The sequence below is a fragment of the Pseudoduganella violacea genome (assembly GCF_014191875.1).
Lineage (GTDB): Bacteria > Pseudomonadota > Gammaproteobacteria > Burkholderiales > Burkholderiaceae_D > Rugamonas > Rugamonas violacea_A.
Map to the genome: position 1 here is coordinate 14701 of NZ_JACHXD010000011.1, position 16840 is coordinate 31540.

At 63.6% G+C, this 16840-nt stretch carries 12 protein-coding genes; all 12 read left to right on the forward strand.

The features are described from left to right. Positions 1 to 26 precede the first annotated feature (26 nt). The gene (locus FHS03_RS18690; protein ID WP_371871735.1) at positions 27 to 1280 is read left to right on the forward strand and encodes an MFS transporter; all 1254 of its coding nucleotides are present in this window, start codon (positions 27 to 29) and stop codon (positions 1278 to 1280) included. 17 nt (positions 1281 to 1297) lie between these two features. Continuing rightward, positions 1298 to 2689, forward strand: a complete 1392-nt coding sequence (locus FHS03_RS18695) for a NarK family nitrate/nitrite MFS transporter (RefSeq protein ID WP_183442468.1) — start codon at positions 1298 to 1300, stop codon at positions 2687 to 2689. Beyond that, positions 2683 to 4125 carry an oxygen-independent coproporphyrinogen III oxidase gene (gene hemN / locus FHS03_RS18700; RefSeq protein WP_183442469.1) on the forward strand — a complete coding sequence of 481 codons (1443 nt, stop codon included), beginning with the start codon at positions 2683 to 2685 and terminating at the stop codon, positions 4123 to 4125. Before FHS03_RS18695 ends, hemN begins: the two co-directional genes overlap by 7 nt. Positions 4126 to 4134: 9 nt before the next feature. Continuing rightward, a complete protein-coding gene (locus FHS03_RS18705) occupies positions 4135 to 4809 on the forward strand; it encodes a Crp/Fnr family transcriptional regulator (protein ID WP_050407258.1) in 675 nt (224 codons plus the stop codon). 7 nt (positions 4810 to 4816) lie between these two features. Then, on the forward strand, positions 4817 to 6541 hold the full coding sequence (locus FHS03_RS28435; RefSeq protein WP_183442470.1) for a methyl-accepting chemotaxis protein: 1725 nt from the start codon (positions 4817 to 4819) through the stop codon (positions 6539 to 6541). A gap of 2 nt (positions 6542 to 6543) precedes the next feature. Beyond that, the gene (locus tag FHS03_RS18715) at positions 6544 to 7308 is read left to right on the forward strand and encodes a carbonic anhydrase (protein ID WP_183442471.1); all 765 of its coding nucleotides are present in this window, start codon (positions 6544 to 6546) and stop codon (positions 7306 to 7308) included. 14 nt (positions 7309 to 7322) lie between these two features. Beyond that, a complete protein-coding gene (locus FHS03_RS18720) occupies positions 7323 to 7754 on the forward strand; it encodes a nitrous oxide reductase accessory protein NosL (protein ID WP_183442472.1) in 432 nt (143 codons plus the stop codon). A 65-nt stretch (positions 7755 to 7819) separates the two neighbouring features. Then, the gene (locus tag FHS03_RS28230; RefSeq protein ID WP_229426281.1) at positions 7820 to 8425 is read left to right on the forward strand and encodes a hypothetical protein; all 606 of its coding nucleotides are present in this window, start codon (positions 7820 to 7822) and stop codon (positions 8423 to 8425) included. Further along, positions 8314 to 10761, forward strand: coding sequence for a sensor histidine kinase (locus FHS03_RS18725; protein ID WP_229426297.1), 2448 nt, complete (start codon positions 8314 to 8316; stop codon positions 10759 to 10761). The genes FHS03_RS28230 and FHS03_RS18725 overlap by 112 nt, the downstream gene beginning before the upstream one ends. Before the next feature lie 164 nt (positions 10762 to 10925). Next, on the forward strand, positions 10926 to 14636 hold the full coding sequence (locus FHS03_RS18730; RefSeq protein ID WP_183442474.1) for a nitrate reductase subunit alpha: 3711 nt from the start codon (positions 10926 to 10928) through the stop codon (positions 14634 to 14636). Continuing rightward, entirely contained in the window at positions 14633 to 16186 is a 1554-nt protein-coding gene (gene narH, locus FHS03_RS18735) for a nitrate reductase subunit beta (protein WP_183442475.1), read from the forward strand. Before FHS03_RS18730 ends, narH begins: the two co-directional genes overlap by 4 nt. Then, entirely contained in the window at positions 16183 to 16839 is a 657-nt protein-coding gene (narJ, locus tag FHS03_RS18740; protein WP_183442476.1) for a nitrate reductase molybdenum cofactor assembly chaperone, read from the forward strand. Before narH ends, narJ begins: the two co-directional genes overlap by 4 nt. Position 16840: the final 1 nt, after the last annotated feature.

The following is a 16840-nucleotide window of genomic DNA, read 5'->3' on the forward strand; positions in this document are numbered from 1 at the left end:
CATCCGATAGTGCAGGGAGAAACGACGTGAGCAAAGAAAAAGACAACAGAGCGGTATCCGTGCTGGTGGCCAGCACGTTTGCCTTCACCATCTGCTTCGCAATCTGGATGATGTTCGCCGTCCTGGGCATCCCCATCAAGAAGCAGCTCAATCTGAACGAAACCCAATTCGGCCTGCTGGCCGCCATTCCCGTCCTGAGCGGCTCGCTGGTGCGCGTCCCGCTGGGCATCTGGTGCGACAAGCACGGCGGCCGCATCGTGTTCTTCCTGCTGATGCTGGCGACCGTGGTGCCGATCTGGATGATCAGCATCGCCACCGAGTTCTGGCACTTCCTGGTGCTTGGCCTGTTCGTCGGCCTGGCGGGCGGTTCCTTCTCGGTCGGCACGCCGTATGTGGCGCGCTGGTTCCCGCCCAAGCGCAAAGGCCTGGCCATGGGCATTTTCGGCGCCGGCAACTCCGGCTCGGCCCTGACCAAGTTCGTCGCGCCCGCCATCATCGGCGCCTACGGCTGGCAGATGCTGCCGACCGTGTACGCGGTGGCGATGGCGCTGACGGCCCTGATCTTCTGGCAGTTCAGCTATACCGATCCTTCGCACCAGGTCAAAGGCGGCGACGCCTCGCTGGGCGCCCAGCTGAAAATGCTGAAAGACCCGCGTGTATGGCGTTATTGCCAGTACTACTCCGTAGTGTTCGGCGGCTATGTCGCGCTGGCGCTGTGGATGACCAAATACTACGTCAGCGAATACGGCTTCAATCTGCAACTGGCGGCCCTGCTGGCGGCCTGCTTCTCGCTGCCGGGCGGCGTGCTGCGCGCCCTGGGCGGCTGGATCTCCGACCGCTACGGCGCCCACAAAGTGACCTGGTGGGTGATGTGGGTGTGCTGGGTGTGCTTCTTCCTGCTGTCCTATCCGCCAACCAGCATGGTCATCAAAACCGTCAACGGCGACATGACCATGGATATCTCGGTATCGCCGCTGGTGTTCACCGGCCTGCTGTTCATCGTCGGCACCGCCATGGCCATCGGCAAGGCATCCGTCTTCAAATTCATCGCGGACGACTTCAGCGGCAATATCGGCGCTGTCTCGGGCGTGGTGGGTCTGGCCGGCGGCCTGGGGGGCTTCGTGCTGCCGATCATGTTCGGCGCCCTGGTCGACCTGACCGGCGTGCGTTCCAGCGCCTTCATGCTGTTGTACGGCACCGTCTGCGTGTCCCTGGTGTGGATGCACTACTCGTTCAAACCGGCTGCATCCGCTCCTGTTGCGCTGCCGGCCGCTGCTTAAATCCTGGAGACTAAATCATGAGCAAATATGTGATCACCACATGGGAGCCGGAACTGACCGGCTTCTGGCAAAACAAGGGCCGCAGTACCGCGAATCGCAACCTCTGGCTGTCGATCCCTGCGCTTGCCCTGGCTTTCGCGGTCTGGATGGTATGGAGCGTGGTGGTGGTTAATCTGCCGAACATCGGCTTCAAGTACAGCACCAACCAGCTGTTCTGGCTGACGGCGCTGCCTGGCCTGTCCGGCGCGACGCTGCGCATCTTCTACTCCTTCATGGTGCCGATTTTCGGCGGCCGCAAATGGACCACGATTTCCACCGCCTCGCTGCTGATTCCAGCGGCCGGCATCGGCTTCGCGGTGCAGGACGTGAGCACCGGCTATCCGACCATGCTGATTCTGGCCCTGCTGTGCGGCCTGGGCGGCGGCAACTTCGCCTCCTCGATGGCGAATATCAGCTTCTTCTACCCGAAAGCGCAGAAAGGCTATGCGCTCGGCATGAACGCAGGCCTGGGCAATCTGGGCGTGTCGGTGGTGCAGTTCGTGGTGCCGCTGGTGATTACCGCCGGCGTCTTCGGCGCCCTGGGCGGCGAACCGCAAATGCTGGTGAAAGCGGGCGAGAGCAAGCCAATCTGGCTGCAGAACGCCGGCTTTATCTGGGTGCCTTTCATCCTGACCAGCGCCGTGCTGGCCTGGTTCGGCATGAACGACCTGGCGTCGGCCAAGGCTTCCTTCGCCGAGCAGGCCGTGATCTTCAAGCGCAAGCATAACTGGCTGATGTGCTGGCTCTATACCGGCACTTTCGGTTCCTTCATCGGCTACTCGGCTGCCTTCCCGCTGCTGATCAAGACCCAGTTCCCCGATGTGAACCCGCTGCAGTTTGCCTTCCTCGGCCCCCTGGTCGGCGCCCTGGCGCGCGTGGTGGGCGGCGTCATCTCCGACAAGCTTGGCGGCGCCCGCGTCACCGTCTGGACCTTCGCCGGCATGATTGGCGCCGTAATGGGCGTGATCGCCTTCCTGCCCAACGCCGATGCCGGCGTGGCGGGCAGCTTCACCGGTTTCTTCTGGATGTTCATGCTGCTGTTTGCCGGCACCGGCGTCGGCAACGCTTCGACCTTCCGCATGATTCCCGTGATCTTCCTGACCGAGCGCCAACGCGCCGCCGCCGGCAAGAGCAAGGCCGAGCAGGAGCAGGCAGTGGTGGAAGCGAACAAGGAAGGCGCGGCGGTATTGGGCTTTACCTCCGCCGTGGCGGCCTATGGCGCCTTCTTCATTCCGAAGAGCTACGGTACTTCGATTGCGCTGACCGGCAGTGCCGAAGCGGCGTTGTGGGGCTTCATCGCCTTCTATGCAAGCTGCATAGCCATCACCTGGTGGTGCTATGCGCGGAAAGGTGCGGCAATGCCATGCTGAACGATCCTTCCCCCAGTAGGCGCGGCGTCATTCCGCTGGTGCCTCAGGTAGAATTCGACGCCGCCCTGGTGCGGCGCATGAGCAAGAATGGTCCACGCTACACCTCGTATCCCACGGCGGACCGCTTCATCCCGGGCTTCGGCCCGGCCGACTACCGCGCCGCCGTGGCGCGCAGCCGGGGCGGCATGGAGCACGGCCTGTCGCTGTACGTGCATATACCGTTCTGCGCCTCGCTGTGCTACTACTGCGGCTGTAACAAGATCATCACCCAGGATCGCACGAAGTCGGTGCAGTACCTGCAGTACCTGGAAAAGGAAACCGAGCTGCAGGCGGCCCTGTTCGCAGGCCGCAACCGCGTCGAGCAGCTGCACTTCGGCGGCGGCACGCCCACCTTCCTCGACGACGAGCAGATGTCGAACCTGCTGGCCGGCCTGCGCGCGCGCTTTCGCTTCGCGCCGGACGAGAAGGGCGAGTACTCGATCGAAGTCGATCCGCGCACCGTCTCGGCGCTGCGCATCCACACACTGCGCCGCCAAGGCTTCAACCGCATCAGCCTTGGCATCCAGGACTTCGATCCGAATGTGCAGCGCGCCGTCAACCGCGTGCAGTCGGAACGCCAGATCCTGCATGTGATGCGCGCCGCCCGTTCGGCCGGCTTCCGCTCCATCAGCGTCGACCTGATCTACGGCCTGCCGCTGCAGACGGTGCAGACCATGAGCGCCACGCTGGACAAGGTGATCGACGCCAATCCCGACCGCATCGCCGTCTACAACTATGCCCACCTGCCGCATCTGTTCAAGTCGCAGCGCCTGATCGAGAGCTCGCAACTGCCTTCGCCGGAAGCCAAGTTGGAAATGCTCGGCCTGTGCATCAAGAAGCTGAACGAGGCCGGCTACGTCTACATCGGCATGGACCATTTCGCCAAGCCGGAAGACGACCTGGCGCTGGCCCAGCGCGAAGGCCGCCTGCACCGCAATTTCCAGGGCTATTCGACCCATGCCAACGCCGATATGGTGGCGCTGGGCGTGTCGTCCATCAGCGCCGTGGGCGGCTGCTACAGCCAGAACGAGAAAACCCTGGCGGCCTACTACAACCGTCTCGATCGCGGCGAACTGCCGATCGCGCGCGGCATCTCGCTGAACCAGGAAGACCTGCTGCGGCGCGACATCATCGGCCGCCTGATGTGCGACTTTGAACTCGATTTCGACACCGTGGCGCTGCCCGAAGGCCTGTCCTTCGAACAGTGCTTCGCCTCCGAGCTGGAACAGCTGCGCCAATTGGAGGAGCAAGGCCTGCTTAGCGTGAGTGAACGCAGCATGAAGGTGAAGATGCGGGGACGCCTGCTGATCCGGAATATCTGCATGGTGTTCGACCAGTATCTGTCGGCCGTGCGGATGGAAGGCCCGGCGCCGTTGCGTTACTCGACAACGATTTAAGGATTTGCTATGGATAAGACCAAGATCAAGGTACAGGCATTCTTAGCCCGCGTACCCCTGTTTAACTCGATGCGCCCCGAAGAGCTGGACCGCATCGCGCTGGGAACCACCGAATGCCATGTGGCGCGCGGCGAAACCATCTTCCAGCGTGGCGATCCCTGCGTCGGCTTCCACGCCGTGGTGTATGGCCAGGTTAAGCTGTCCTTCGTGTCGGTCAACGGCGCCGAGAAAGTGATCGAACTGGTCGGCCCCGGCCACAGCTTCGGCGAAGCGCTGATGTTCATGGGAAGTCCCTACATCGTGTCGGCGCAAGCCATGGCCGATTCGCTGCTGCTGCACGTGGCCAAGCCCACCATCTTCCGCGAGATCCAGAACGATCCCGGCTTCGCCTGCAAGATGTTGGCGGGCCTGAGCCAGCGCATGCACGCCCTGATGTGCGACTTGGAATCGTATTCCCTGCGCTCCGGCACCCAGCGTGTCAGCGCCTACCTGCTGAAAGAGCAGCCGGGCAGCACCGAGATCACGCTGCCGGTCGCCAAGGCCGTGCTGGCCTCGCGCTTGAACCTGACGCCCGAGCACTTCTCGCGCATCATGTCGGAGCTGAGCGGCCAGCAGCTGATTTCCTTCAAAGGACGGCGCGTCACCATCCTCGACCCGGACAAACTGCGTCTCTGCGCGGGCTGAGGTAGGCATGCTGAATAATCTGAAGCATCTGACGATACGGATGCGGCTTGCGTTCGTCATTACCTTTCTCTCCGTGCTGCTGGTGGCGGGCGGCATCGTCGGCCTGGTCAGCCTGGCGGCGGCCAATAACGCGCTGCGCGCCAACTACGAAGACCGCATGCTGCCGATGGCCAAGCTGGACCAGATCGTGCGGCTGGTGCTGAGCAATCAGCTCTCCATCGCCGAATCGGTGGATGCCGAGCCTGCGCAGGTCGAAAGCGAGATGCGCGAGGTCGAACAACGCATGCGTGAGATCGGCGACCTGACCACGGCCTATATGGCCAGCGGTCTGACCGAGGAGGAGGGCAAGCTGGCGCGCGAATTCGTCGCCGCCCGCGGCCTGTTCGTGGCGCAAGGCCTGAAGCCGGCCATCGCCGCCTTGCGCGCCCAGGATCACGCCTTGGCCCGCAGCTTGGTACACGGCCCTATTCGCGACTACTTCGCCCCCGTGCGCAAGCATGTGGACGCCCTGATGCAGTTGCAACTGAGCGAGGCGAAGAGGGAATTCGAAAACACCCAGACTATTTACCAGCGCGTGCGCGCCAGCTGCCTGGTCGCCATTGCCTTTGGCCTGCTGCTGTCGGGCGTGATCGGCATCTTGCTGCAGCGCGCCATCGTGCGTCCGCTCGACAAGGCGGTGCGCGTGGCGCGCGCCGTGGCCGAGGGCGACCTGACCCAGCATATTGAAGTGCATGCGCGCGACGAAACCGGCCAGCTGATTTCCTCGCTGAAGGATATGAACGGCAGCCTGGCCCGCATCGTTGGCGACGTGCGCGACGGCACCGACGCCATCGCCAGCGCCGCGCGCGGCATCGCCCAGGAAAACGCCGATCTGGCCCTGCGCACCGAGCAACAGGCCGCCGCGCTGGAGCAGACCGCCGCCTCGATGGCCCAGCTCACCGTGACCGTGCGCCAGAACGGCAGCAGCGCGCAGCGGGCCGACCAGCTGGCGCAGTCAGCATCGGCGGTGGCGCAGAAGGGCGGCGCCGTGGTTGAGCAGGTGGTGCAGACCATGGGGTCGATCAACCAGTCCGCCGCCCGCATTGCCGACATCATCGGCGTGATCGACAACATCGCCTTCCAGACCAATTTGCTGGCGCTCAACGCCGCCGTGGAAGCGGCGCGCGCCGGAGAGCAGGGCAGGGGCTTTGCCGTGGTGGCGAGCGAAGTGCAGCAGTTGGCGCAGCAGTCGGCCAAGGCGGCCGGCCAGATCCGCGAACTGATCACCGAATCGCGCCAGCAAGCCATCGCCGGCGCGCAACTGGCCGACCAGGCCGGCGGCACCATGTCCGACATCCTGAGCAGCGTGGAGCAGGTGACGGACATCATGCGCGGCATCAGCGACGCCAGCCGCGACCAGACCGCCGGCATCGAACAGGTCAACAACGCCATCAGCGGCATGGACCAGGGCACGCGCGAAAACACCGCGCGCGTGGAAGAAGTGGCCGCCGCCGCACAAGCGCTGCAAGAGCGGGCGGACCGTCTGCGTGGCGTGGTGGCGGTCTTCCGTCTGAACACCGGCGGCACGGTGGCTCCGGCCCCGCGCCAGGCCGGCCAGCCGCTTGGTCGCAGCAAGCGCGCGGCGGCCATGGCACAAGCCGGCGCCACGATCCAGGCGTTTGGCGACGCCAGCGCGCTGCTGTCACGCAAATCCGCCACCCGGGGCGCCGCGCCGGCGGCAGAAATGGAGTAGTGATGGAAGATATCGAAAAATTCGTGCGCGGCTTCAGCCGTTTCCAGGAACAGTATTTCAGCGAGCCGCAAACCATTTACGACACCCTGCGTGACGGCCAACACCCTACCACGCTGCTGATCGGCTGCTGCGATTCGCGCGTCGACCCCATGCTGTTGACCGGCAGCGACCCGGGCGATATGTTCGTGGTGCGCAATATCGCCAATCTGGTGCCGCCCTGCACGCCGACAGCGCCGCCCGGCGTCAGCTCGGCCATCGAATTCGCCGTCTGCAATCTGCAGGTGGCGCGCGTGATCGTGCTGGGCCACGCCCGCTGCGGCGGCATCCGCGCTCTGATGTCGCCAGGTGCGCCGGCGGCGGAAACCGATTTTGTCGGCCAGTGGATGCGCATCGCCGAACCGGTGGCGCGCCGCGTCAAGCACGAGTTGGCGCATCGCAGCCTGGAACACCAGCACACCGCCTGCGAACAGGCCAGCATCCTGCAATCGCTGGAAAACCTGCTGACCTATCCCTGGGTCAAGCGCCGCGTCGAACAGGGATCGCTGAAACTGCACGGCTGGTACTTCGACATGCAAAGCGGCGCCTTGATGGCCTATTCCGCGCGCCAGGAATGCTTCCTGCCGCTGGTCTGCCCGATCGAGCGCAAGCTTGGTCCGCCGGCCCGCAGTCCGGAACATGGCGGACCGGCCGCCGCGCAGCAGGGCGCCGGCAGCGCCGGCCAGGCGGGCGGCTGCGGCGCCGGCGCCGCCTGCACCTGCACCGGCTGACTTGGCGGCCGCCCATGAAAACCACGCTGCGTACCTACGCCATGCAGCTGGCCGCCATCGGCGCGGTTCTGCTGCTGGCCTTCTGGCAGACGCATGCCGGCGATAGCCAGGCGGCGGCCGTCTCCGCGCCGTCCGGTATGCGCTGCGCCGCGCAGGGCCAGATCCACTACCGGGGCGCGGCTCCCAGCTTCCATTGCGACCTGGCCGAAATGTTCGCCCTCGCATCGGCCCAGGAACAGCGCGGCCATATCAGCACCATGTTCGTGCGCGACAGCGGGGCGTCCGGCGAACATTGGATTCCCGCCGCGCAGGCCCAATACATCGGCCGCCAGCCGCGCCAGCCCTTGCTGGCCTTCGCGGATAAGCAGCGCGCGCTGGATTACGCCAGCCGCAACGGCATCCAGACCATGCCCTACAGCCTGGCCCTGCTGGGCATCCGCGACTGAAGCCGTCGCTGCCGGGCAAAACGGTATACTCCGCACCTTCGCTTTCACGATGAAATGGAGATGCTTTGCCGTCCGTGTTCCTGGCTTTACTACTTTGCTGGCTATCCCTTGCCGCCCATGCGGCGCCCACGGCCGATAAGGAATCCTACGAGCGGCGGCGCTGGACGCTGGCGGACGGCGCGCCGCAGCAGGTGACAACCCTGGCCCAGACGGACGATGGCATGCTGTGGTTTGCCTCGCCAAATGGGATTTACAGTTTCGACGGCATTCGCTTCCGGCGCGCGACATCCATTTATGGGCAGCGCATCCCTTCGGTCAATATCTCGGCCATGAAAGTCATGCCTGGCGGTTTGGCCCTGGCCTACCAGTTCGGCGGCTTGAGCGTTTTCACCCGTTCGGGTGCCACGCATTATGTGGCCGGTAAGGATTATCCGGCCGGTTCGACGCTGAGCCTTGCTATCGACAGGCAGGGCGTCCTGCATGCGGCGACCAATTCGGGCCTGGTACGTCTGCGCAAGGGGCGCTGGGACCGTTCGGCCAGGACAAGTCTTTGCCGGGCTTGGCCTCGCATATCAAATTCGACAGCGACGGCACTTTATGGGCCAACATCAACCACGGCTACTACACCATGCCGCTCGGTTCAGACGATTTTCGCCATGTCATCGATCTGAATCCGGTGAAAACGACTTCCGTGGGCGGACGTGTGATTGCGCTGCTGCCCGGCACCGGCTTCATGGAGCTGTCCGCATTCCGGGCTCCCCGGCCGATCCGGGTCGATGAACCCGCGCGCTACAAGTATTTTCTGTTCAATGGACCGCATGGCAGCCTATGGGCCGCGCGCGACAATGGTTTTGCGCGCATGGCTTACCGGCCGGACGGCGTGCTGCAGGCGGTGGAGATTTTTGCCAACGACAGCCGGTCGGATGGCATTCCCCTGGGCGCTTTTCTGGACCGGGAAGCCAATCTATGGGTCACGACAATGGATGGGGTGGAGCGCTACCGGCGCCACCGCATCCATCTGGTCGATACAGCCAGTGACGGCTACTACTGGCTGGCGCAGCGTGGGCTGGGCGATGAATTATGGCTGGGCGGAGAGAGTGCGCCGCTTGCGAAGATGGGGACCGATGGCCTCATGCAGCCGATGGCGCCAAACAAACCTGCCGTCCTCTATCGCCAGGCCGAAGACCATGTCTGGGTCGCCAGCAAGCCCTGGCTCTGGGAATACCATGGCAAGGAAGTGCGCCGTTGGGAGCTGCCGCCAGAGCTGGCTGGCCGGCGCGACATCCAGAGCATGAGCGCCGGCAGCGATGGCCAACTGCTGGTATCCATCATCCGCAGTGGACTATGGCGCTTCAAGGAAGGCCATTGGACGCGGGATGGCGGCCTGGTAGGCATCGCCGATCCTACGCCCATCGGCATGCTGACCACCTCCAGCGGCCGGGTATGGCTGGGCCTCACCGGCAACCGCCTCGGTGAATTGACGGCCACCGGCTTCAAGTTGCTGACTCCAGATGCCGGTCTTAAGATCGGCAATATATTGAGCCTGTTCGAATACCGGGGCAGGCTGCTGGCCGGTGGCGACTTCGGCGTGGCCTGGATCGATGGCGACAGGGCGCATGCTTTGCAGCCCAAGCGCAAGGAGAGCTTCCGCCGCAACACCGGCATGGTGAGCGACGCGATGGGCAATCTCTGGCTGCATGGCGACGATGGCTTGTTCCGCGTGACGGCCGCAGAGCTGGAACGCTTCTGGCGCGATCCCCGCCAGCCTGTCGAATGGGACTTGTTTAACTTCGAAGATGGATTGCATGGGCTGGCGGCAGCGATCCGTCCACTGCCGTCGCTGACGGTGGCAAATGGCGGACGTATTTACTACGCCACTTTCTCCCAGGTGGGCTGGATCGATCCGGCTGCGATCAGCCGCAATCAGCGTCCGCCCAGCGTCATTGTCGAGCAACTGCGTGCGGGCCAGAGCGTCTATGAGCCGGCGAACGGCATACAGCTGCCAGAGCGTACCACCGCTGTCGATATCGCCTTCACGGCAACCGCCTTGTCCATTCCGGAACGGGTGCGCCTGCGCTACCGGCTGGATGGCGTGGACGCCGACTGGCGCGAGGTCGAGCGCGAGCGCAGCGCCCATTACACCAACTTGATTCCCGGCCAGTACCGCTTCCGCGTCATCGCCGCCAACGAGGACGGGATATGGAATATGACAGGGGCCGAGCTGCGTTTCGAGATCAAGCCCTCCATATGGCAAACCGCCTGGTTCCGCGCGTTGGCGGTCCTGGCCGTGTTGGGCGCGTTGGTCTGGCTGTACCGCTGGCGGGTCGCGCTGTTGCACCGCCGCGCCGGCGAGCAGGTCGCAGCGCGCCTGGACGCCACACTCAACGAACGCGAACGCATCGCGCGCTCGCTGCACGACAATCTGCTGCAAGGCGTGCAAGCGCTGCTGCTGCGCTTCCAGCTGGTGCAAGTGCGGTTGAAGGATGAGCCGGAAACGCAAAAGCTGCTGGACCGGGCCTTGAGCGACGCCGAATGGCTGGTCGAGAATACGCGCGACGAGGTGGTGGCGCTGCGCCGCGAACCGCAAAGCAGCACCTTGCTGACCGAGCTATATGACGCTGTCGTCAAGGTGGCGCCGGAGGCGGCCAACCTGCTGCATCTGTCGACGGCGGGTGAGCCGCGCCCCTTGCGCTGCGAGGCGGCGGAAGAGATGTTCTATGTCCTGCGCGAGGCTGTCCTGAACAGCGTCCAGCATGCGCGCGCCAGCCGCATCGCCGTGCAGCTGCGCTTCACAATGGACGCGGTGGAGTGCCAGGTGCGCGACGACGGCATCGGCATCGCGCCCGAGGTGGCGCAAGCCGGCCTGGCCGGCCACTGGGGCATTATCGGCATGCGCGAACGCATCGCCCGCATCGGCGGCGAGATCAGCATCACCCTGCGCATCGAGGGCGGCGTGGCGGTGCGTTTCACGTTGCCGGCCGGCGTTGCGTATCAAAATGTCAAGTGAAAAAGGCTGGCGGCCGCGCCGCAAGGCCGCCATCGAGCTAGTCACAAATAGCTAGTCGCCCTAGTACTTCTCGAGCCATTGCATCAACTTCTTGCGGATTCCCACAGCTTGACCTCCTAAGTAGACTGGCCCTATTGATGGTGGACCGTATTTAGGGAGGTAGCATGAGTCACTTTCTGGACCGTTTGAATTTTTTCGCCAAGCCGAAGGAGAGCTTCTCCAACGGCCATGGCGTGGTGGTGGAGGAGGATCGCACGTGGGAAAACGCATATCGCCAGCGCTGGCAGCATGACAAGATCGTCCGTTCCACCCATGGTGTGAACTGTACCGGCTCCTGCAGCTGGAAAGTCTATGTGAAGAACGGCCTGATTACCTGGGAAACCCAGCAGACCGACTATCCCCGCACCCGTCCCGACCTGCCGAACCACGAGCCGCGGGGTTGCCCGCGCGGTGCCAGCTATTCCTGGTATGTGTATTCCGCCCAGCGCGTGAAATACCCGATGATCCGCGGCCGCCTGATGGATATGTGGCGCGAGGCGCGCAAGACCATGGACCCGATCGCGGCCTGGGAATACGTGAGCCAGGACCCGGAACGCTCCAAAGCCTATAAGTCCATCCGAGGCCTGGGCGGCTTCGTGCGCGCCAACTGGGATGAAGCCACGGAGATGATCGCCGCCGCCAATGTGCTGACGATCAAGAAATACGGCCCTGACCGCGTCGTCGGCTTCTCGCCGATTCCCGCCATGTCCATGGTCAGCTACGCTTCCGGCACGCGCTATCTGAGCCTGATCGGCGGCGTGGCGCTGAGCTTCTACGACTGGTACTGCGACCTGCCGCCAGCCAGCCCGCAAGTGTGGGGCGAGCAGACCGACGTGCCGGAATCGGCCGACTGGTACAACTCCACCTTCCTGATGGTCTGGGGCTCCAACGTGCCGATGACCCGTACCCCGGACGCCCACTTCTACACCGAAGTGCGCTACAAGGGCACGAAAACGGTAGCCGTATCTTCCGACTTCGGCGAGATGGCCAAGTTCAGCGATATCTGGATGGCGCCGAAGCAGGGCACCGACGCCGCGCTGGCCATGGCCATGGGCCACGTCATCCTGAAGGAATTCCACAGCGAAGGCCAGTCCGCCTACTTCCGCGACTACGCCAAGCAATACACCGACTTCCCGATGCTGGTGCGCCTGGTCGAACAGAACGGCATCCTGGCGCCTGAATACTTCCTGCGCGCCTCCCACCTGGCAAACAATCTGGACGAGGAAAACAATCCGGACTGGAAAACCCTGGTTATCGACAGCGCCACCGGCGAGATCGTGGCGCCGGCCGGCACCATCGGCTTCCGCTGGGGAGAAAAAGGCAAGTGGAACCTGGAGCAGAAGACTGGCCGCAGCGGCCAGGCCATCGACCCGCGCCTGTCCCTGATCGACTGCGCCGATGAAATCGCGTCGGTCGGTTTCGCCTATTTCGGCGGCCGCGACGCCAGTGACGTCCTGCAGCGCAATGTGCCGGTCAAACGTCTGACCATGGCCGACGGCAGCAGCGTGCTGGTCGCCACTGTGTTCGACCTGTCGATGGCCAACTACGGCGTGGACCGTGGCCTGGGCGGCGGCAACGTCGCCACCAGCTATGCCGATGACATTCCTTACACCCCGGCATGGCAGGAAAAACACACCGGCGTGAAAGCGGCCGACGTCATCACCGTGGCGCGCCAGTTCGCCGAGAATGCCGACAAGACCCATGGCAAGAGCATGGTCATCGTGGGCGCTGGCCTGAACCACTGGTATCACATGGACATGGCTTACCGCGGCATCATCAATATGCTGATGATGTGCGGCTGCGTGGGCCAATCGGGCGGCGGCTGGTCGCACTATGTGGGCCAGGAGAAGCTGCGTCCGCAGACCGGCTGGACCCCGCTGGCCTTCGCGCTGGACTGGAACCGTCCAATGCGCCAGATGAACGGCACCTCCTTCTTCTACAACCACACCGGCCAGTGGCGCCACGAGAAGCTGGACATGTCGGAAATCCAGTCGCCGACCGCCGAGGGCAATCTGGGCGATATGACCATCCTGGATTACAACGCCAAGGCCGAACGTCTGGGCTGGCTGCCGTCCGCGCCGCAGCTGCAAACCAATCCGCTGGAAGTGGTGCGTGCCGCCGAAGCCGAGGGCAAGGACCCCGCCGCCTACGTGGTGGAGAACCTGAAGTCCGGCAAGCTCAAATTCAGCTGCGACGATCCCGACCATCCGGACAACTTCCCGCGCAATATGTTCGTCTGGCGCTCGAACATCCTGGGCAGCTCCGGCAAGGGTCACGAATACTTCCTGAAATACCTGCTCGGCACCCAGAACGGCGTGATGAGCGACGAGGACGATTGCCTGAAACCGCGCGATGTCACCGTGCGTCCGGCCGGCGAGGGCAAGCTTGATCTGCTGGTGGTGCTGGACTTCCGCATGTCCACCACCTGCCTGTACGGCGATATCGTGCTGCCGACCGCCACCTGGTACGAGAAGGACGATCTGAACACCTCGGACATGCACCCCTTCATCCACCCGCTGTCGGAAGCGGTGCAGCCGCTGTGGCAGGCCAAGACCGACTGGGAAATCTACAAGGGCATCGCCAAGAAGTTCTCCGAGATCGGCGGCGAGTACCTGGGCACGCAGAAGGACATCGTGCTGTCCCCGCTGATGCACGATTCGCCGGACGAACTGGCCCAGCCTTTCGATCCGAAAGATTGGCGCAAGGGCGAATGCGACCCGATCCCCGGCAAAACCATGCCGACCATGAAGGTCATCGAGCGCAATTACAAGGACGTGTACAAGAAATTCACCTCCGTCGGCCCGCTGCTGGAAAGCATCGGCAATGGCGGCAAGGGCATCAGCTGGAAAACCGGCCACGAAGTCGAGATCCTGCGCGGCATCAACCGCACGGTGCAGGAAGAGGGCGTATCGAAGGGCCAGCCGCGCCTCGACACCGCGATCGACGCGGCCGAGATGGTGCTCTCGCTGGCGCCGGAAACCAATGGCCACGTGGCCGTGAAAGCCTGGGCTGCGCTGTCCGAAGCGACCGGCCGCGATCACACCCACCTGGCGATCCCGCGCGAACACGATTCGATCCGCTTCCGCGACATCCAGGCGCAGCCGCGCAAGATCATCTCCTCGCCGACCTGGTCGGGCCTGGAGTCGGAAGAAGTCAGCTACAACGCCTGCTACACCAACGTGCATGAACTGATCCCATGGCGCACGCTGACGGGCCGCCAGCAGTTCTACCAGGATCACCGCTGGATGCGTGATTTCGGCGAAGGCCTGTGCGTGTACAAACCGGCTGTCGATACCAAGACCACGGAAGCCCTGCTGGGCGCCCGTCCGAACGGCAACCAGGAGATCGCGCTGAACTTCATCACGCCGCACCAGAAGTGGGGTATCCACTCCACCTACTCGGACAACCTGCGCATGCTGACGCTGTCGCGCGGCGGTCCCCACGTGTGGCTGTCGGAGATCGACGCGCAGAAGGCCGGCATCATCGACAACGACTGGATCGAGGTGTTCAACGTGAACGGCACCCTGACGGCGCGTGCCATCGTCAGCCAGCGCGTGCCTGAAGGCTTGACCATCATGTACCACGCCCAGGAAAAAATCGTCAACGTGCCGGGCGCAGAAACCACCGGCAAGCGCGGCGGCATCCACAACTCGGTGACGCGCGCCATGCCGAAACCGACCCATATGATCGGCGGCTACGCCCAGCTGGCTTATGGCTTCAACTACTACGGCACGGTCGGCGCCAACCGCGATGAATTCGTCCTGGTGCGCAAAATGAATAAGGTCGACTGGATGGAAGGTCCGCTCGACGAGTCCAAGAATGGGAGCAAAGCATGAAAATTCGAGCACAAATCGGCATGGTCCTGAACCTGGACAAATGCATCGGCTGCCATACCTGCTCAGTCACCTGCAAGAACGTGTGGACCAGCCGTGACGGCGTGGAGTACGCATGGTTCAACAACGTGGAAACCAAGCCGGGCATCGGCTATCCGAAACATTGGGAGAACCAGGACAAATGGCAGGGCGGCTGGAAACGCAATAGCGACGGCAAGATCGAGCCGCGCCAAGGCGGCCGTCTGAAGATTCTGGCCAATATCTTCGCCAACCCGAATCTGCCGGCCATCGACGAGTATTACGAGCCGTTCACCTATGACTACGAGCGCCTGCAGAACGCGCCGCTGTCGCAGACGCCGCCGACCGCGCGTCCGATCTCGGTCCTGACCGGCAAGAAGATGGAAAAGATCGAATGGGGTCCGAACTGGGAAGACGACCTGGGTGGCGAATTCGCCAACCGCAGCAAGGACAAGCTGTTCGACAATATGCAGAAGGAGATGTACAGCACCTTCGAGAACACCTTCATGATGTACCTGCCGCGCCTGTGCGAGCACTGCCTGAACCCGACCTGCGTGGCGTCCTGCCCCTCCGGCTCCGTGTACAAGCGCGAAGACGACGGCATCGTGCTGATCGACCAGGACAAATGCCGCGGCTGGCGCATGTGCATCTCCGGCTGCCCCTACAAAAAGATCTATTACAACTGGTCCTCGGGCAAGGCCGAGAAGTGCACCTTCTGCTTCCCGCGCATCGAAGCGGGCCAGCCGACCGTGTGTTCAGAAACCTGCGTGGGCCGTATCCGCTATCTGGGCGTGATGTTGTACGACGCCGACAAGATCGAAGCGGCGGCCTCGGTGGCCGACGAACGCGATCTGTACCAGTCGCAGCTCGACCTCTTCCTCGATCCGAACGATCCGGAAGTGATCGCCGAGGCGCGCCGCCAGGGCATTCCCGAGCAGTGGCTGGAAGCGGCCAAGAAATCGCCGGTCTACAAAATGGCGATGGAATGGAAGGTCGCTTTCCCGCTGCATCCGGAATACCGCACCCTGCCGATGGTCTGGTACATCCCGCCGCTGTCGCCGATCCAGTCGGCCGCTGAATCGGGCAAGATGGGCATGAACGGCATCCTGCCGGACACCAAGTCCCTGCGCATTCCGGTGCAGTACCTGGCCAACTTGCTGACGGCGGGCGACCAGCCGCCGGTGATCCGCGCCCTGGACCGCATGCTGGCAATGCGCGCCTATATGCGCAGCAAGAGCGTGGAAGGCAAGCCGGATCTGGCGGTGCTGGAACAGGTCGGCCTGAGCGCGGCCACGGTGGAAGACATGTACCACATCATGGCCATCGCCAATTACGAAGACCGCTTCGTCATCCCGAGCAGCCATAAGGAGATGGTGGAGGACAGCTTCAACGAAAAAGGCTCCTGCGGTTTCAGCTTCGGCAACGGCTGCTCGGACGGCGTCAGCGATACCACCCTGTTCGGCAAGAAGAAACACGGTTCGACCATCTTCATGTCGATGCCGAAGTCCCGCAAGAAAGCGCAGGAGGTGTCATGAAACAGTTCAAGGTCTTGTCGGCCCTGCTGCTCTATCCGGAGCCGGAGCTGATCGAGCATCTGCCGCTGCTGGAAGACATGGCGGCGGAGCAGGACGGCTGGGCGGAGGCGTTGGCGCCGCTGTTCGCCTACCTGCGCGGCCATGGCCTGATCGAAGTGCAGCAGAATTATGTGGGCACCTTCGACCGCACACCTTCGCACTCGCTGCACCTGTTCGAGCATATCCACGGCGAGTCGCGCGATCGCGGCCAGGCCATGGTCGACCTGATGGCCGAGTACCGCAAGCATGGCCTGGAAATGCAGGGCAATGACTTGCCGGACTATGTGCCGCTGTTCCTGGAGTTCCTGTCGCAGCAGGACGAGGCCGAAGCCGGCCGCCTGCTGTCGGACGCGGTGCATGTGCTGGCCCATATCGGCCGCAAGCTGCGCGCCAACGACAGTCCGTATGCCGGCATTTTCGCGCTGCTGGAGCAATGCAGCCCGGTCGCGGCCGAAGAGCTGAGCGAACCGCCGGTCAACGATATGGACGAGGCGCTGGAAACCTTCGGCCCCGGCGTGGATGGCGTCGAGCCGCTGCTGCGCAAGGCGGCGGGCGGCGTCCAGCCGGTCAATTTCTATCCAAGGGGGACGCATGGCGCCTCCCGGGCCGCATAGC